Below are 15,803 nucleotides of genomic sequence, written 5' to 3'. Positions count from 1 at the left end.
CCGCGGCGGCCGGACGTCTGAACAGCCGTCGTAGCGTCCGGCGCCGACTGGGCCGGTTGCGTTGTCGGAGTGGTAGTCCCAGTCGTTTCCGGACCAGGCCCCGGTCGCGGGTGTGGGTGCGGTCGCTGAGACCGCGTCTCTCAAGGCATCGACGTCGATGGTCACGGTGACGTGCGGTCGCTCGCCGCCCTCCATCGGTCCGCGAGCGTTGTCGAGGTGTCCGCGGATGATCTGTTCGAGGGCGTCGGCGCGGCGTTTGGCGGCGGAGCGAGGGTCGCGGATCGGGTGGCCATGCTCGTCGGTGCTCGGGTGCGGCTTCGACAGGCCTGACAACGCGGTTTGGAGGGCTTCGCCGGACTCGGCGTCGAAGCTGCCTGTCACGTGCACCCGCCCGCCGAGGGTGCTGGAGGCGTGGAACTCGTTGAGTTCGGGGTTCTCCCCGTCGGGTGGGACGGTCCCGTCGAGTTGCAGGAGGAGTTCCAACGCGCGTGCGCGTCGGCGCAGGACGGTGAGGTTCTCGAGGTGCGCGGCGATGAGGAGGTAGGCCTGGCAGTCGTCGGGGCGTCCGGTTTCGGGGTCGGGGTGGGCCCAGTCGGTCTCCACCGGCTCGGCCGGCTGGTCGACGGTGAGTTTGTCGAGTCTGGCGAGGAAGTTGACGATCACCTGGACGTGGCCGAGTTCGATCCGTCCGGCGTCGAGCGCGGCGGCCATCTGCGGGTGCAGCGGTAGTTCGCGGCCGAGTCGGACGATCCTGCCCGCCTGCCCGGCGGTCATGTGGGTGGCGTCGGCGAGCCAGGACGCGGTGTCCGCGGCACCGACATGATTGGGCACGCATCTCTGGTCGGCCTCGTGCACCAACCGGACGCGGAGGGCTTCGAGTTCGAGGATCTTCTCCGACAACTCCGGGACCGCCGAAGCGAGTTCGGTTTCGTCGAGTCGCCATGCCTCGACCCCGGCGGGGTCGGTGAGCATGGCGTCGAGTTTCATACATCAAATTTTACTCGCACGCACATTCGATGACAATGATGTTTCGCCTGGTGAACGGCCTGAGTTGCCTCAGTGCCCGGCACCGAAGAACTCGGACAGCACGGGCGCCAGGACCTCGGGCGTCACGTCGTGGAAGCCCCCGTCGACGATGCCCAGTCCCGCGCCGGGAACCACCTCGGCGACCGCCGCGGCGGCCTCGCGCAGCCAGGGCGGACTCCCGGCGCTGGCCAGCGCCAGGGTCGGGACGGAGATCGTCGCAAGCCGCTCGCGCGGCATGGCGCCGCTCTCGACCACCAGCGCGTCGTAGAGCAGGGTGTGCGCGATCGCCTTCATCGGCACCCAGGCCGGCGACTGCCTGATCGACGGGACCGCCTCGGCCGGGACCCCGACCGCCTCGGTCATGAACAGTTCCACGGCGTCGCCGCGTCGCCCCGTCGCGGTGAGCTCGGCGAGCCGGGTGAGGTAGTCGTCTGACGTCCGCGGGCCGTCGGAGTACGGCGGCTCGAACACGGCGAGCCGCGCGACCGGCAGTCCCGCCGCGGCGGCCTCGAGGGCCAGCACCGCGCCGGAGGACAGGCCGTAGACGTGCGTCGGCCGGCCGATGTCGTCGAGGATCGCGGCCAGGTCCTCGATCTCGCGTTCCGGCGCGTACGGCGCGGTGTCGCCGCTCGACCCGCGTCCGCGTCGGTCGTAGGCGATGGTGGTGAACTCCGACGCGAGCGCCGCGGCCAGCGGGCCGGCCGTCCGCCGGTCGTTGAACGCGCCGCCGACGATCAGTGCAGGTGGGCCGTCGCCGCAACGCTCGTACGCGATGACGGTGCCGTCGGCGGAGCTGACCTGGTGGGAGGTGACTGCGGCCATGACCTTCCCCTTCCCGGGGTGGACGGATCGGAGGTCTCTTCCCAGTACAGACCATCGGGTGCCGGTGAATCCATCGATCACCGATGAGTTTCGAATTCGCCGAGGGTCTGTACCTGCATGGGAATCCAAGGAAATGTGTGCGCCATGACTGAGAGCGCGGTTCGTGGGGACTTTGCACCGTTGGCGGAGCCGTACCGGCGTGAGCTGCTCGCGCACTGTTACCGGATGTCCGGGTCGGTGCACGACGCGGAGGACCTGGTGCAGGAGACCTACCTGAAGGCGTGGCGCGCCTACGAGAAGTTCGAAGGCCGCTCGTCGCTGCGTACCTGGCTGTACCGGATCGCGACGACCACCTGCCTCACCGCGCTCGAGAGCAAGGGCCGGCGCCCGCTGCCCACGGGGCTGGGCGCACCGAGCTCCGACCCGGCCGACGACCTCGTCACCCAGGACGAGGTGCCGTGGCTCGAACCGATTCCGGACACCCTGGTCGACCTGTCCTCGAACGACCCGGCGGTGGCCGCGACCTCCAAGGAGACCATCCGCCTCGCCCTGATCGCCGCGCTGCAGCACCTGCCGCCGAAGCAGCGCGCGGTGCTGATCCTGCGCGAGGTGCTGGCCTGGCCGGCGGCCGACGTCGCCGAGCTGCTCGGGACCACCACCGCGGGGGTGAACAGCGCGCTGCAACGGGCCCGCGCGCAGATCGACCGGGCGGCGCCTACCGAGGACGCCGTGCAGGAACCGGTCGGGCCCGATCAGCGCGAGCTGCTCGACCGGTACATGTCGGCATTCGAGCGGTACGACATGGCCGCGCTGAAGGAGCTGTTCACCCAGGACGCAGTCTGGGAGATGCCGCCGTTCGTCGGCTGGTACCAGGGTCCGGCCGCGATCCGGACGCTCATCGAGAACAACTGCCCGGCAAAGGGTCCCGGCGACATGAAGCTGATCTCGACGGTGTCGAACGGCCAGCCGGCGTTCGCGATGTACATGCGCGACGTCGACGGCAGCTACCCCGCGTTCCAGCTGCAGGTGGTCTCGCTCGGCCCGTCCGGGATCGGACACGTGACGGCGTTCTTCGACACTTCGCTGTTCGAGAAGTTCGGTCTGCCGGCGGTCCTGCCGGCGGGGTCGTGACGGGGAGCCGGGTGGCCTGGCCGGTCGCCGATCCGGTTGCGCTCCTCGAGCGGGCGATCAGTTACGCGCTCGGCAGCCTGCAACTGGTGACGGCGCAGGACATGTCGGCCCCGACGCCGTGCAGAGAATGGAATCTGCGGGAGTTGTTGGCGCACATGAACGACGCGCTCGAGGCGTTGCAGGAGGCCGTCGACGACCGGGTGGTGGCGCTCGTGCCGGACGAGGGTCCGCCCATCTCATCCGATCCCGTTGCCGCCCTGCGGGATCGGGCTTGCCACCTGCTCGGCTCGTGGACCGGGTCAGCCGATCCCGCTCCCATCCGGATCGGTGAGGTGCAGGTGCTGTCGGACATCGTGCCCTCCGCGGGGGCGCTCGAGGTCGCGGTGCACGGGTGGGACGTGTCCGTGGCGTGCGGGCACCCCCGACCGATTCCGGCCGCTCTGGCAGATGAATTGCTCACCTGTGCAGCGTTGTTCGTCACCGATGCGGACCGGCCGGCGCGCTTCGGCCGACCGGTCGAGCCGGCGGGAGAGGCTGGCCCGGGGGACCGGTTGCTGGCGTTCCTGGGCCGGGATCCGAGCGGCGGTCGAGCGCGCCAGGCCGGCTAGGCGCCGATCGGCATGTGCGCCGTCAGTTCGGTTCCGGTGCTGCTTCGGGTGGCGAAGGATGCCAGTTGTCGGCGGAAGCGATCAGTCGGGATGCGGAACGTGCGCCCCGAAGTCTTCTCGGCCACCCGGGCCGAGCTTCTTGGTGAGCCGGTACAGATGGACCTCGACCGTTCGTACTGAGAGGGCCAACCGGGGCCGGCTATCTCAGGGTCGGATCCGAGGCCAGGGCGCCCAGGCCCACCCCGACGAGGACCTGGTCGACGAAGTCGGGCACCGGGTCGGCGGGGGCGACTGCAACGAGTTTGGGTCCGTAACTCTGGAATATGCCGCCGGGTGGAGCGCACACCAGCAGTATCGATCGGTTCCCTGGGGCGGCCCGGTAGACCCCGGCTACCGGGTTGTTGGCCTGCACCTCGAGACCACCGACGAACTGGTTGTCCACGTGGACGTTGCAGTGTCCGAGGAGGGCGTTGGCGGGAATGACGACCTTCACCCTTTCCCGGCCGCCGACCAGGTCGAAGGTCGCCGCCTGGGCGGGCGTCACGCCGGTGAGGAGCAGGATCGGTACCGACATGCCTGCGATGACCACCGCACGTAGTGACTTCTTCATGACTGATCCCCATGCTTCTCGAAGGTCCGCGCCAAACGGCGGGTACGAATCAATCCTCGAGCCCGTTGTGCTCGGCGATCCGAGTACCGCACTACTCGACTTTGACGACCGACTACTCCCACGACTCACCGGGGACCACCACGCTGGGCCCTCCCGCGCGAACAGCTCGTCCAGCGGAGCTCCCGTCATTCGGTTGGCGACGGTCGACATCGTGTAGGTACCGACCCCGAGGACGATCACGAGCGCTGTGATCTGACCCCTACCGAGTTTCGATCTTCCGAATTAACGCGCCGCCGCGATCGCCCGCAACACCTCGAACGTCTCCTGTTCGTCCTGTTCGGTCCCGTAGTCGCTGAGCTTGACGATGACGGTGCGGGTGGTCGGGTCCACGTAGGTGTACTGGCCGTACACCCCGACCGCGGAGAGGTCGGCGCCGTCACCGCCGGTGGGGTGCCACCACTGCGCCGAGTAGCCCCACTTGGACACCGGGTGCTGGGCGGGGGTGCTGATCCGCGAGATCCACGCCGCCGGAACGACTTGCGTGTCGCCGACGCGGCCGCCGTCGAGGACGAGCTGCCCGACCTTCGCGAAGTCGCGGGCGGTGGCGTTGATGCAGCAGAACGCCTTCACCTGTCCGCCGTCGCGGTCGAGGTTCCAGGTCGCGTCGTCTTCCGCGCCGATCGGGCCCCACAGGTCGTGGGTGAGCAGGTCGGTCAGCGGCCTGCCCTCGACGCGGGCGAGCACCTGGCCGAGGAGTTGGGTGTCGACGCTGCGGTAGTCGCCCCTGCTGCCGGGCGTGAACTGCACACTGCGGTGGTCGCGGACGAACGCGTCGAGGTCACCCGTGAGGTACATCCGGGCGGTGCCGGTGAGGGGGAAGTACGGGTTGTAGTTCTCCGACACGTCGGCGCCCGATGTCATGTCCAGCAGGTTCCGCACCGTGATGTCGTCGTACTCGCCGCCTCCGGCCAGCTCCGGCAGCACGTCGACCAGTCGGTCGTCCTCGCTCAGTTTGCCGGCGTCGATCGCCCGGCCGATCAGCAGCGAGACCACCGACTTCGCCATCGACCAGGACGCCAGCCGGGTCGTGGGCTCGACCCCGTCGCGGTACCACTCGTGGGTGAGCGCGCCGTCGCGCAGCACCAGGAAGGCGTTCGTCTCGGTGGTGTCGAGGAATTCGGCGACCGGGATCTGTTTGCCCTTCCACGGCACCGCCCCGGGCAGTGTGGCCTCGTGCACGGGCAGCGGTCGCGGGTCGGTGGCGGGCACGGACCGGGCCGGGTAGAGCGACCCCTGGGTCGACGGCGCAGCGGTGAGCAGCCGGGCCAGAGTGGGCGGCGCGGGGATGTCGAGCGCGGCGGTCGCGGCGTAGGACCCGGCGATCAGCACCGCGAGGGTCAGCGGGACCGCGATTGCCGTCCGGGTCAGGATTCGCCTGCGACGGGTCGGCCTGTCGGAACTCGGCTGCTCGGAGGTGGGGCGGGCGTCGGTAGCGGTGCTGGACTCGGTCATGCGCGGGTGTTCCTCGATCTCCGGTGCGGTCGGTCGCGGGTAGTGGCGGTCATCCGGCGGTGGCCCGGGCGCGGGTGTCGACGGCGGCCCAGAACGCCTCGATCATGGTGTCGAGCACCATGTCCGGGCTCACCTCGGCCAGGGCGCGAGCGGACGAGGCGATAGCCGGGTAGCGGGCAGGGTCCGCGCCCGCGTACTCGCTGAGCCAGGCGCGCTCGTCGGCGTCCCGAATTGTCTCCGGCAGTACCGCCCAGCCGGCCTGCATGCCGGCAAATGCCAATACGCTGTCGGCCAGCATCCGTTGGTAGCGAACGACATCCGCGTCGCCGAGGCCGAGCTCGGCGAGCGAGGTGAGCATCGTCTCGACGAGGGCGAACTCGCCCGGGCCCCGGGTGGTGCGCGGTGCTACCGCGGCGCCCACGTAGGGGTGCTCGGTGAACACCGCGACCACCGCGTGCGCGAGGTGCTCCATGCGCTGTTTCGGCCCGAGCCCGGTCGGGACGCGGTCGCGGGCCATCGTGAGCAGCCGGTCGCCGACGGCTCGCAGGAGCGCGTCCTTGTCGGAGAAATGGCGCCACACCGCAGACCGGTCCACTCCCAGTTCCTCGCCGAGTGCGCGCCCGGTCAGCCCGTCGGGGCGGCCCCGTGCGGCAATCCGCACCGCCGCCTCCACGATGATTTCCGGYGTCAGCCGGATCGCGCGACGCGAACCGTCGTCGGCCATCGTGCACCCCGTCCCGAATCTGTCATCAGTGTTGTCATCAATGATGACAAGCCGGGTGCGCCCGCGGGGGCGAATCGGTGAAATGGGGCTACGCGGCGCCGTCCCAGGCGAACCGGGCGAACGGCTCGTCCAGTGGCGCGCCCGTCATCCGGTTGGCGAAGGTGGACAGGGTGTACGTGCCGACGCCGAGCACGACCTCGAGTGCCTGCCTGGGCCCGAAGCCGACGTCGAGGAAGGCACGCATCCGGGCGTCGTCCACCGCGCCCGCGTTGTCGAGCACGGCCAGGGTGAACTGTCGCAGCGCCTCGAGCCGAGGTTCGTCGAGCGGCCGACGCTCGCGCAGCGCGGCGGTGAGCTCGGGCGAGGCCCCGTCGCGGGTGAGGCCGGCCGAGTGCAGGGCGACGCAGAGGTGGCACTCGTTTCGGGTTGCGATCGCGAAGACCACCACCTCCCGTTCGAGGTGGGTCAGCGTGCTGCGCTCGAACAAGGCGTTTGCGCGGGCGAACGCCTGCATCAGCTCCGGCGACTCGGCCATCAACGCGCTCGCGGCGGGCAGGAACCCGAACTGCTGCTCGATCGCCGCCATGATCGGCCGGGCGGCGGCGGGGGCGGTTTCGGCGGTGTGTGCGGTGAAGGTCATGGGGGATTCCTTCGGATAAGATAGACAATGTGGTTGTCCAAAACAGTAAACCTGGTTGTCGATATGGCGCAAGGGGTGCCGAATGAGTGAGCGTGAGAGCCCGGGCTACGAGCTGCCACTCCTGCTGTTCTCCGGGTTCCGGTCGTTGATCGACGAGACGCATCGTCGGCTCGCCGCGCAGGGGCATCCGGAGATGCGGCCGGCTCACGGATTCGCGATGCAGGCCATCGGCGTCGAGGGCGCCAGCGCCAGCGAGGTGGGGCGTCGGCTCGGTGTCTCCAAGCAGGCCGCGGGCAAGACCGTCGACCGACTGGAGGCGATGGGATACGTTTCCCGGCAACCTGATCCGTCCGATGCGCGCGCCAAGACGGCGGTCCTCACCGAGCGCGGGTTGGACAGCCTGCGCCGCTCCGCCGTCATCTTCGACGAGCTGCAGTCCGAATGGGCGTCGGCAATCGGGACGGACCGACTGCGTGCGCTCGAGTCCGACCTGCGCACCGTCACCGGCGGGCAGGGCCTTCGGCTCGACGCGCAGGCCTGGTTCGGCGGCTAGGGGCCGACGGCACGCTCAGGCCCCGTAGAACCCGGCCGCGTCGATCTCGGCCAGGGCGATCCAGTCCGATTTCGGGCCGGCCGTCCCGGCGGAGCTGCGGCCGGTGCGGCGGCTCTCCCGCAGCGCGACCGCGACCGCCGGTTCCTCGTCGACCTTCCGGACCAGGCCGTACAGCACCGCGAGGTGGTGCACGCACGGGCGCCGGCGGCCGGTGCACCCGCAGGTCGCCGCGTGCTCGGCGATCGGGGGCGCCACCGCGATGTCCCTGGCCAGCAGGTCGGCGACCAGGGCGTCGGGCAGTTCGCCGGCGGTCACCCGACGGTCCTGGGCGCCGGCGCGGTCGAGCAGCCGCCGCACGGCGCCGGCGTCCTTCTTCGTCCACACCGGCACCTCCAGGGCCACCGGGAAGGTCTTGCCGCGGACGGTCACCTCGGCCAGGATCCGCCCCGCCCCGACCGTCGCCAGGTGCACCGCCCCGTTGCGTGCGAGAGAACGCGCTTGGGGGAGAGCCGGATTCGGGGCGGCCACGGCCGTCGACTCGACGGTCCGCAACCACGCCCGGCCCCACTCGGTCACCCCGAAATCCGTGCTCATCAGCAGACGCCGATCGCGTCGAGGTCGAGCAGGGCGCGCAGCTCGGTGTCGGGGAGTTCGGCCAGCGCCGCCTCGGCGTTCCCCGTGACCGACTCGGCCAGAGCGCGTTTCGACTCGTGCATGGTGGCGATGTGGTCCTCGATGGTGCCTCCGGTGACGAGGGTGTACACGTTGACGGTCCGCCGCTGGCCGATCCGGTGCGCCCGGTCGGTGGCCTGGGCCTCCACGGCCGGGTTCCACCACCGGTCGTAGTGCAGCACATGGCTGGCCCTGGTCAGGTTGAGCCCGAACCCGGCCGCTCGCAGGCTGAGGATCAGGACGGGCGCCGCGTCCGGCCCGGTCTGGAAGTCGTCGACCAGCTGGTCGCGCCGCTCCACGCTCAGGCCGCCGTGCAGGAACGGGATCGTCCCCGCGCCCAGCTCGGCGGTCAGGTGTGTCGACAGCAGTTCGCCCATCCCGCGGTACTGGGTGAACACCAGCGCACGGTCGCCGTCCGCGACGATCTCCGCGAGCATTTCCGTTGCGCGGTCGAACTTTCCGGACCGCCCGACCAGCCCGCCGTCGCCGGGGCCGACCTGCGCCGGGTGGTTGCACACCTGCTTGAGCGTCGTCAGCAGGGCCAGGACGTTGCCGCGCCGGGCGATGCCGCTGCCCAGGCCGGAGGCGAACGCGTCCGCGACGGCGGCGCGGTACAGCCGGGTCTGCTCGCCGGTCAGCGTGCACGCCACCGTCGAGAACTGTTTCGGCGGCAGCTCGGTCGCGACCTGGGACTTGGTGCGGCGCAACACGTACGGCTCGATGACGGTGGCGAGTCGCTCCGCGGCGGTGCGTGAGCGGCCCGACTCGACGGGCGTCGCGAACCGCTGCCGGAACCGCGCCCGGGTGCCGAGCACGGCCGGGTTGGTGACGTGGAAGAGCGACCACAGCTCCTCGAGCCGGTTCTCGACCGGGGTGCCGGTCATCGCGACCTTCAGCGTCGCAGGCAGTCGGGCGGCGGCCTTGGCGGCCAGCGACGTCGGGTTCTTGATCTGCTGGGCCTCGTCGAACACCACGCAATCCCACGCGACGGCGGTCAGCTCGTCCGCGTCGGTGCGCAGGACGCTGTAGCTGGTGAGCACCACCGCGGCGTCCGGCCCGGTCGCCGGCAGCTCGCGGCTCGCGCCGTGGTGCACCACCACCGGCAGGTCGGGTGCGAAGCGGTCCAGCTCGCGTCGCCAGTTGCCGATCACCGAGGTCGGGCACACCACCAGGTGCGGCCCGGACCCCGCGCGGGTGGCCAGCAACGAGATGGCCTGCAGCGTCTTCCCCAGCCCCATCTCGTCGGCGAGGATGCCGCCGCCCTCGCCGGCCAGCGCGCGCAGCCAGGTGACGCCGTGAATCTGATAGGGCCGCAACGTCGCCCGGATGCCTGCGGCGGCCAGCTCGCGGCCGGTGCCGGCCGCGTCGGCGAACTGCCGCAGCGTGGACGCCGCCGTCCCGATCGCGGTCTCGTCCGCGCGCAGGCAGGCATGCGCGGCGGTGGGCATCGACCCCGCCAGAGCCGCCCAGGCCGCGGCGTCGTCGCCCTCGTCGACCCGCAGCGCGGCCCGGTGCCACGCCCACACCGACGCGCCCACCTCGTCGGGACCGGCGGCCAGGCGCCGCAGCGCGGGCAGCACGTCGGTCAGGTCCGCCGCCCGAACCGCCACCGTCCGCGGCGCGACCGTGGCGCCGTCGACCGGGACCGCCAGCCGGCACGTGCTCGCGGTCCCCGCAGGGAGGCCGAGAGCGGTCAGCGCCGACTCGACGTCCGCGACGCCCCACCATGCAAGGGTCGCGAGGGCGGGCACGAAGGTGGCCTGCAGGCGCCCGGGGTCCGCACTCGACTCGCTCATGTCCGCCGAGGGTAGCGGTCCGGGGAGCTCCACCGCCAACGAGAAGTAGGTCAGAAGCCGCAGATCAGGTGTGGTTTTCCCGACATTGACGGATCCCGGATCGGTGCGTCTCTGACGCGGCGGCGATGAGTTCCGGGGGCCGTACGGGTCTACCTGGTATGCGCCCCCGCACCCCGCGTGAGGCCCACGAGGACGAGACGGAGCCCGCCATGACCATCACCCCGAACACCACGTCCGGCCCGGCCGCCACGACGGCCGACGCCGTCACGCCGCGGCAGCGCCTTGCCGGTCGGATCGCCACCGGCCTGGTCGTGGTCTTCCTGCTGTTCGACTCGGTCACCCACATTGCGAACGTGGAGCAGGTGCGCACCGCGATGGCGGACCTCGGCTTCGATCCCGGGCTGAACCGGGTCTTCGGCGTCGTGCTGCTGATGTGCCTGGCGCTGTACCTCGCGCCGGTCACCGCGATGCTCGGTGCGGTGCTGCTGACGGGGTACCTCGGCGGGGCAGTGGCGACGAACCTGCTCACCGAGCAGCCGATCGTCAGCACCACGCTGTTCCCGATCTACACCGGAATCCTGGTGTGGGGCGGGCTGTACCTGCGCGACGCCCGGGTCCGCTCGGTCATGCCGCTGCTGCGCGGCTAGTCAGACAGCTCCGCCGCTCGTGCGCGGTGTCCAGAGAGCCCCGTCAACCGCGCACGAGCGCGTCGGCGCCTTCGGCCGCCCCGCACAGCACCACCATCGGACGTCCCGTTCGTGGATGGGGTTGCACCAGGGCGTCGAGGCCGTAGACGTCCGCCAGCAGTTCGGCGGTGAGTACCGACTCCGTCGGGCCCTCGGTGACGACCTGGCCGTCGCGCAGCACCACGAGGTGATCGCAGTACATCGCGGCCAGGTTCAGGTCGTGCATCGCGGCCACCGTCGTGAGCCCACGGGCCCGGATCAGTTCGAGCAGTTCCAGCGACGCCGAGACGTCGAGGTGGTTGGTGGGTTCGTCGAGCAGCAGCACACAGGGGCGCTGCGCGAATGCCCGGGCCAGCTGTGTCTTCTGCTTCTCGCCGCCGGACAGGCTCTGCCACAACCGGTGTCGCAGATGGGTGATGCCGGCCGTCGCGAGGCAGTCGGTGACCAGTTCGCCCGTGCCGTGTGCGGCGGGTCGGGCCCAGCCGCCGCGGTGCGGGATGGCGCCGAGTTCGACGATCTGTTCCACCGTCAGGTCCAGTTCGGTGGCCGAATGCTGTTCCACCAGTGCGACGGTGCGGGCGAACTCCCGGCGTTGCATCGTGGTCGTCGCGACGTCGCCGAGTAGCACCCGTCCGCTGTCCGGACGTTCGAGTCGGGCGATCGTCGACAGCAGCGACGTCTTGCCCGACCCGTTCGGTCCGATCAGTCCTGTGACCCGCTTTTCCGGAGCCGAGCACGTCACGCGGTCGAGGATCCGTGTGCCTCCTGCCGACCAGGTGACGTCCTCGACGCGGATCTCGGGGGAGTGGTGGCTCATGAGGTGGCTCCCCGTCGTCGGAGCAGCCACACGAACGCCGGCACCCCGACGACGGCGGTGACGATGCTGATGGGCAGTTCCCGCCCGGGCATGACCGTGCGGGCGGCGATGTCGGCCCACACCAGCAACAGGGCGCCCACCAGAGCGACCACCGGGAGCAGGCGCGCGTGCAGCGGCCCGACGAGCATCCGGGCCGCGTGCGGCACCACGAGTCCGACGAAGCCGATGATGCCGGCCTGCGCCACCAGCGCCGCCGTGCACAGCGACGCCACCACGTACAGCACCCAACGCGACCGCTCGACGTTGGTGCCGAGGCTCGCGGCGGCACGCTCACCGAACGCGAACGAGTCCAGTACCCGGCTGTAGGCCAGGAAGATCGTCATCGTCGCGGCGACGACGACGAGGATGCCGACCAGACCCGACCAGCGCACGCCGGCCACCGAGCCGAGAGTCCAGTTCAGCACCCGGTGGGCGGAGTCGCGGTCGCCGAACAGCACCAACGCCGACGTCAGCGCCGCGGCCAACTGCCCCACCGCGATACCGGCGAGGACGAGTCGACCGGGCAGCAGCGCCCCGGACCGGGACGTCGCGATGACGAACACCAGCAGCAGGCTCCCGAGGGCACCGAGGAATGCTGCGGACGAGACGGCGCCGAATCCCAAGGCGCCCACCGCACTCGCGCCGGTCGTCAACGCCAGGACCGCACCCAACGACGCGCCCCCGGACATGCCGAGCAGGTAGGGGTCGGCCAGCTGGTTGCCGGTCAGCGACTGCAGCACCGCGCCGCACAGGGCGAGTCCCGCGCCGATCGCCGCGGCCGCCAGTACCCGTGGCATCCGCAGGTCCACGACGATGTGGGTGGTGAGCAGGTCAGTGCCCGGGCCGATGCCGAGGCGTCCGGCGATCGACTCGACGACTGTGCCGATCGACAGGTCGGCCGCGCCGATCGCGACCCCGGCCGCGCAGCTCACCACGAGCAGCGCGACCAGGATCACCGACCAGCCGGTGCTGGTCGCCGCGGCTACCCGGGCCGGCACCCGGGTCGTCGGACTCATGCCCCGTTGCCGCCCAGCTGCTCGGCGACCAGGCTCGCGCCCTCGATGGTGCGCGGTCCCGGCGTGCTCGCCGAGAACGGGACCACGACGAACGCGTCGTCCCGCACGGCCTTCAGGTCCTTCAGGGCCGGGTCGCTCCGCATGTAGTTCTTCTTCTCCTCGGCCGTGTCCCACGACGCGTCGGCGAGGACGATGACGTCGGGATTCGCGGCCAGCACCGTCTCCCAGCTGCCGTCGAGCCACGCGCCGTCGGCGTTCGCGAAGACGTTGGTCCCGCCGACCGCATCGATGATCAGCTGAGGTCCGCCGGCGTTGCCGCCGACGTACGGGGTGTCGGTGTTGCTGTCGTACCAGAAGATGCTCTTGCCCTTCGCGGGCGCCGCGGCCTCGATGCCGCTGAGGGTCTCGCGCATCTGCGCGACGACGGCGTCGGCCTCGGACTCGCGGCCGAACAGGGTCCCGTAGTCGGTGACCTCGGTGCCGATCGAATCCCAGGACACGGCGGGACGGGTCGACTTGTCCTTGCAGCCGAACGGGGAGACGTAGGTGGCGACACCGAGGGCGTCGAACGACTCGTGCGAGCCGACGGCCTTGTCGTCGAACGCGCTCGAGTACGACGCGAGCACCAGGTCGGGCTTGACCTCGAGCAGGGCCTCGCGGCTCGGGTAGTCCTTCTCGTCGAGCGACGGGACCTGCGCGTAGGCGGAGGCCCACTGCGGTGCGATGGTGTCGTCGAGGTAGGCCGTGCCGGCCATCCGGTCCTGGGCGCCGATCGACAGCGCCGTTTCGGTGGCGCCCTGGTTGAGGGTGACGCCGCGCTCGGCGGGTCCGGCGAGGGTGACTGTGCGACCGCAGCTCTGCAGGGAGATCGCAGCGGTGTCGCCGTCGGAGTCCGACGACCCGCCACACGCGGACAGGGTGAGGGCGGCAGCGATCGACAGTGCCGCGGAGGAGATGACCCGGGGGGAGATACGCGAGCGAGCTCGCGACGAAACGAGGGTGCGCAAAGCGACCCGCCTTCCATGACTCGTGGAAAACATCAGGGCTGCGTCACGGCCGGTCTCCTGGCTTCGCAGGGATGACCGGCGACCGCACCTTCCCAGATGCCTGCGCACCCAGTGGTCGGAGCTCGAGCCCCAAGCGGTCGACGTACCTGCTCACAGTGGCGAGTACCGCGCCGGTTTCACACCGGACTTCCCGAACACCGTGACAACAAGTGGACCCTAACCGACGCGGGTGACCACCACGAAAGGCCCGGCCTCGGTGACCGAGAACCGCGGGTCCTCGAACAGCTTCTCCGGGAACGTCACGGTGTAGCGGCGCACGTTCGGGTCGTTCGGGTACACGTCCTCCGCGAGGCGCAGGGTGTACCCGTCGTCGGACTGGCGGAAGACGAACGTGTCGGGGCCCCGCAGGCCGGTCGCGTCCATCGCCTCGATCAGCTCGTCGGGGGTCTGCAGTTCCGTCCAGGACTCGATGTAGGCGGCCCGCCTGTCGAACTGCGCCAACGGGTTTGCGTAGTGCGAGGTGAGCCCCTGGAACCCGAAATACGGGTAGAAGCTCAGGAAGCTGGTGTCGGCGGTGAGCACCACGGTGTCGGACCGCGGGCCGGGGCGCTGCGCCTGGATCGCCTCGTCCACCGCCGCGTAGTAGGCGGCGGCGCCCGGCGGACGCTGGTCCGCGCGCACCCCGTCGCCGTCCGTGTCGGTGTAGGCGATGGTGATCTCCGGCGCCAGCAGGTGCGGGATGGACTGGGCGAACGCGAGCGCGCCGAGCGCGCCCACCGCCACCACCGCGGCCTTGACCCGGGGGTTCTCGCTGGTCGCGAGGATCAGCCAGCGGGCGAAGTCGACGAAGCCGAAAACACCTGCGGCGCCGAGCAACACGATGAGCACCGGCTCGAGCCGGAAGGACAGCAGGGTGGTGCCGACCGCCGTCGCCGCCATCGACATCAGGACCCACAGGTACGCCGCGACCACGCCGAGGCCCAGCGCCTGCGCGCGCCGCGACGAGGCGGCGCGACCGGCCAGCCACACCGTGCCGAGCAGGCACAGCGCCCCGGTCAGGTCGCCGTCGAACATCGGCAGCGGCAGGTCCGCGCCGGCCTCGGGCAGGTAGTGGGTGGCGGAGCCGGTGCCCGACAGCGTGCCGGTGCGCAGCGCGCTGAGGAACGGCAGCCACACGATCAGCGCGATCAGGCCGGAGATCACTCCGGCCGCGGCCAGGCGCACCAGCGGGCCGAGGGCCGCCCGCCACGATCCCTGCGCGCGGACCGCGAGGCCCGCCGCGACCAGGGCCATCACCGTCACCGCGAAGGCCGCGTAGCCCAGGTAGAGCGTGTAGAAGGTGGCGGCGAGGCCGAGGAACAGTCCGGTGCCCACGACGGCGCCCCACCCGCCGGATCCGGTCTCCCCGGGCCGGTAGAGCCCGCCCCACGCCAGCAGCAGCACCGGCGGCAGCAGCACCACCAGGATCGCGCTGTACGCCTCGGGCGAGGCGTACCCGACCGTCAGCGCGGTCGTCGCGACCGTGGCCAGCACGGCGAGGTCGGCGCGGATCAGCCTGGACCACAACACGAGTGCGATCACCGACGCCACCGCGAGCGACGCGATCGCGTACGGCTTGAACGCCTCCCAGCCGTCCATGCCGAGCAGGTTCGCGACCCGCCCGCCGAACCAGAACCAGCCGGCCGGGTAGAACGACGGCAGGTCTGCGTAGGTCATGTCCTTCAGGGCCGCCGTGTCCGTCATCCGGGTGAGGAACTCGGTGCGGAACTCCTGGTCCACCGAGACGCCGTGCAGGTACAGCTTGGTGGCGGCCAGCGGCATGCCGAGGGTGACGGTGACGAACCCGGACACCCCGGCCCAGGACATCACCTTCGCCACGGTGGCCGCGCGGCGTCGGCGCAGCAGCCACACCGACAGCGCCAGCACCGACAGCGTGAGCACCTGCCCGACCGTGGTCAGCGCGCGGGTGACGTTGGAGGAGTTGAACGCCGGCCACTGGACCGCCGAGAAGGCGACCAGTCCGACGGCGGCGACGACCACCGCAACGAGCGCCGCCAGCACCATCTCCCCGGCGGCGGACGCGGCCCGGCGCGCGGGCTGGACGTGGCTGGGGGAGACGGGGCTGGCGGCGGTGGTCGTCACGA

16 protein-coding genes and 1 riboswitch are annotated in these 15,803 nt (G+C 71.0%); of the genes, 4 read left to right on the top strand and 12 right to left on the bottom strand.

The window, feature by feature from the left end; genetic code table 11:
* Together AC1DU4_RS15265 and AC1DU4_RS15260 are read right to left on the bottom strand one after the other, a co-directional pair.
* On the bottom strand, positions 1-987 hold a 987-nt coding region (locus AC1DU4_RS15265), incomplete at its 3' end, for a DUF222 domain-containing protein (RefSeq protein WP_477841169.1).
* A 69-nt stretch (positions 988-1,056) separates the two neighbouring features.
* A complete protein-coding gene (locus AC1DU4_RS15260) occupies positions 1,057-1,848 on the bottom strand; it encodes an alpha/beta fold hydrolase (protein WP_477841167.1) in 792 nt (263 codons plus the stop codon).
* Positions 1,849-1,992: 144 nt separating this feature from the next.
* Between AC1DU4_RS15260 and AC1DU4_RS15255 the strand changes: the two genes are divergently transcribed.
* A complete protein-coding gene (locus AC1DU4_RS15255) occupies positions 1,993-2,979 on the top strand; it encodes a sigma-70 family RNA polymerase sigma factor (protein ID WP_477841165.1) in 987 nt (328 codons plus the stop codon).
* An 11-nt stretch (positions 2,980-2,990) separates the two neighbouring features.
* Positions 2,991-3,587 carry a TIGR03086 family metal-binding protein gene (locus tag AC1DU4_RS15250; protein ID WP_477841163.1) on the top strand — a complete coding sequence of 199 codons (597 nt, stop codon included), beginning with the start codon at positions 2,991-2,993 and terminating at the stop codon, positions 3,585-3,587.
* A 199-nt stretch (positions 3,588-3,786) separates the two neighbouring features.
* Here AC1DU4_RS15250 and AC1DU4_RS15245 read toward each other — a convergent pair whose 3' ends face one another.
* From AC1DU4_RS15245 to AC1DU4_RS15230, 4 genes are all read right to left on the bottom strand, one after another.
* Positions 3,787-4,197, bottom strand: a complete 411-nt coding sequence (locus tag AC1DU4_RS15245) for a hypothetical protein (RefSeq protein ID WP_477841161.1) — start codon at positions 4,195-4,197, stop codon at positions 3,787-3,789.
* Positions 4,198-4,479: 282 nt separating this feature from the next.
* Entirely contained in the window at positions 4,480-5,709 is a 1,230-nt protein-coding gene (locus AC1DU4_RS15240; RefSeq protein ID WP_477841159.1) for a serine hydrolase domain-containing protein, read from the bottom strand.
* A 49-nt stretch (positions 5,710-5,758) separates the two neighbouring features.
* Entirely contained in the window at positions 5,759-6,433 is a 675-nt protein-coding gene (locus tag AC1DU4_RS15235; protein ID WP_477841157.1) for a TetR/AcrR family transcriptional regulator, read from the bottom strand.
* An 88-nt stretch (positions 6,434-6,521) separates the two neighbouring features.
* On the bottom strand, positions 6,522-7,073 hold the full coding sequence (locus AC1DU4_RS15230; RefSeq protein WP_477841155.1) for a carboxymuconolactone decarboxylase family protein: 552 nt from the start codon (positions 7,071-7,073) through the stop codon (positions 6,522-6,524).
* 82 nt (positions 7,074-7,155) lie between these two features.
* Here AC1DU4_RS15230 and AC1DU4_RS15225 point away from each other — a divergent pair, with 82 nt between their 5' ends.
* Entirely contained in the window at positions 7,156-7,626 is a 471-nt protein-coding gene (locus tag AC1DU4_RS15225; protein WP_477841153.1) for a MarR family winged helix-turn-helix transcriptional regulator, read from the top strand.
* Positions 7,627-7,641: 15 nt separating this feature from the next.
* Here AC1DU4_RS15225 and AC1DU4_RS15220 read toward each other — a convergent pair whose 3' ends face one another.
* Entirely contained in the window at positions 7,642-8,220 is a 579-nt protein-coding gene (locus AC1DU4_RS15220; protein ID WP_477841151.1) for a hypothetical protein, read from the bottom strand.
* On the bottom strand, positions 8,220-10,094 hold the full coding sequence (locus tag AC1DU4_RS15215; protein WP_477841149.1) for a DEAD/DEAH box helicase: 1,875 nt from the start codon (positions 10,092-10,094) through the stop codon (positions 8,220-8,222). Before AC1DU4_RS15215 ends, AC1DU4_RS15220 begins: the two co-directional genes overlap by 1 nt.
* Before the next feature lie 209 nt (positions 10,095-10,303).
* Between AC1DU4_RS15215 and AC1DU4_RS15210 the strand changes: the two genes are divergently transcribed.
* Positions 10,304-10,741, top strand: coding sequence for a DoxX family protein (locus tag AC1DU4_RS15210; protein ID WP_477841147.1), 438 nt, complete (start codon positions 10,304-10,306; stop codon positions 10,739-10,741).
* 43 nt (positions 10,742-10,784) lie between these two features.
* On the opposite strand, the gene AC1DU4_RS15205 is transcribed toward AC1DU4_RS15210, so the two are convergent.
* The 4 genes from AC1DU4_RS15205 to AC1DU4_RS15190 all read right to left on the bottom strand — a co-directional run bounded on the left by AC1DU4_RS15205 (position 10,785) and on the right by AC1DU4_RS15190 (position 15,723).
* Positions 10,785-11,597 (bottom strand): ABC transporter ATP-binding protein, encoded by an 813-nt coding sequence (locus AC1DU4_RS15205; protein ID WP_477841145.1) that lies wholly within the window; start codon positions 11,595-11,597, stop codon positions 10,785-10,787.
* Positions 11,594-12,652 (bottom strand): FecCD family ABC transporter permease, encoded by a 1,059-nt coding sequence (locus tag AC1DU4_RS15200; protein ID WP_477841143.1) that lies wholly within the window; start codon positions 12,650-12,652, stop codon positions 11,594-11,596. The genes AC1DU4_RS15205 and AC1DU4_RS15200 overlap by 4 nt, the downstream gene beginning before the upstream one ends.
* Positions 12,649-13,659: an ABC transporter substrate-binding protein gene (locus AC1DU4_RS15195; protein ID WP_477841141.1), complete on the bottom strand. Its 1,011-nt coding sequence runs from the start codon at positions 13,657-13,659 to the stop codon at positions 12,649-12,651. The genes AC1DU4_RS15200 and AC1DU4_RS15195 overlap by 4 nt, the downstream gene beginning before the upstream one ends.
* A 30-nt stretch (positions 13,660-13,689) precedes the next feature.
* A riboswitch (cobalamin riboswitch) is annotated at positions 13,690-13,876 on the bottom strand.
* Positions 13,876-15,723: a galactan 5-O-arabinofuranosyltransferase gene (locus tag AC1DU4_RS15190; RefSeq protein ID WP_477841174.1), complete on the bottom strand. Its 1,848-nt coding sequence runs from the start codon at positions 15,721-15,723 to the stop codon at positions 13,876-13,878. It overlaps the preceding riboswitch by 1 nt.
* Between the last annotated feature and the right edge of the window lie 80 nt (positions 15,724-15,803).

The sequence above is a fragment of the Rhodococcus sp. P4_F5 genome, from assembly GCF_056401315.1.
Note: the sequence above shows the minus strand (reverse complement) of the source record. Positions and strands in the feature narration are given on the sequence as shown.

Bases quoted from the DNA above. Each gene is read 5' to 3' on its own strand.
- AC1DU4_RS15260 (WP_477841167.1), bottom strand. From the start codon at position 1,848: ATGGCCGCAGTCACCTCCCACCAGGTCAGCTCCGCCGACGGCACCGTC.
- AC1DU4_RS15255 (WP_477841165.1), top strand. From the start codon at position 1,993: ATGACTGAGAGCGCGGTTCGTGGGGACTTTGCACCGTTGGCGGAGCCG.
- AC1DU4_RS15245 (WP_477841161.1), bottom strand. From the start codon at position 4,197: ATGAAGAAGTCACTACGTGCGGTGGTCATCGCAGGCATGTCGGTACCG.
- AC1DU4_RS15240 (WP_477841159.1), bottom strand. From the start codon at position 5,709: ATGACCGAGTCCAGCACCGCTACCGACGCCCGCCCCACCTCCGAGCAG.
- AC1DU4_RS15230 (WP_477841155.1), bottom strand. From the start codon at position 7,073: ATGACCTTCACCGCACACACCGCCGAAACCGCCCCCGCCGCCGCCCGG.
- AC1DU4_RS15225 (WP_477841153.1), top strand. From the start codon at position 7,156: ATGAGTGAGCGTGAGAGCCCGGGCTACGAGCTGCCACTCCTGCTGTTC.
- AC1DU4_RS15220 (WP_477841151.1), bottom strand. From the start codon at position 8,220: ATGAGCACGGATTTCGGGGTGACCGAGTGGGGCCGGGCGTGGTTGCGG.
- AC1DU4_RS15215 (WP_477841149.1), bottom strand. From the start codon at position 10,094: ATGAGCGAGTCGAGTGCGGACCCCGGGCGCCTGCAGGCCACCTTCGTG.
- AC1DU4_RS15210 (WP_477841147.1), top strand. From the start codon at position 10,304: ATGACCATCACCCCGAACACCACGTCCGGCCCGGCCGCCACGACGGCC.
- AC1DU4_RS15205 (WP_477841145.1), bottom strand. From the start codon at position 11,597: ATGAGCCACCACTCCCCCGAGATCCGCGTCGAGGACGTCACCTGGTCG.
- AC1DU4_RS15200 (WP_477841143.1), bottom strand. From the start codon at position 12,652: ATGAGTCCGACGACCCGGGTGCCGGCCCGGGTAGCCGCGGCGACCAGC.
- AC1DU4_RS15190 (WP_477841174.1), bottom strand. From the start codon at position 15,723: ATGGTGCTGGCGGCGCTCGTTGCGGTGGTCGTCGCCGCCGTCGGACTG.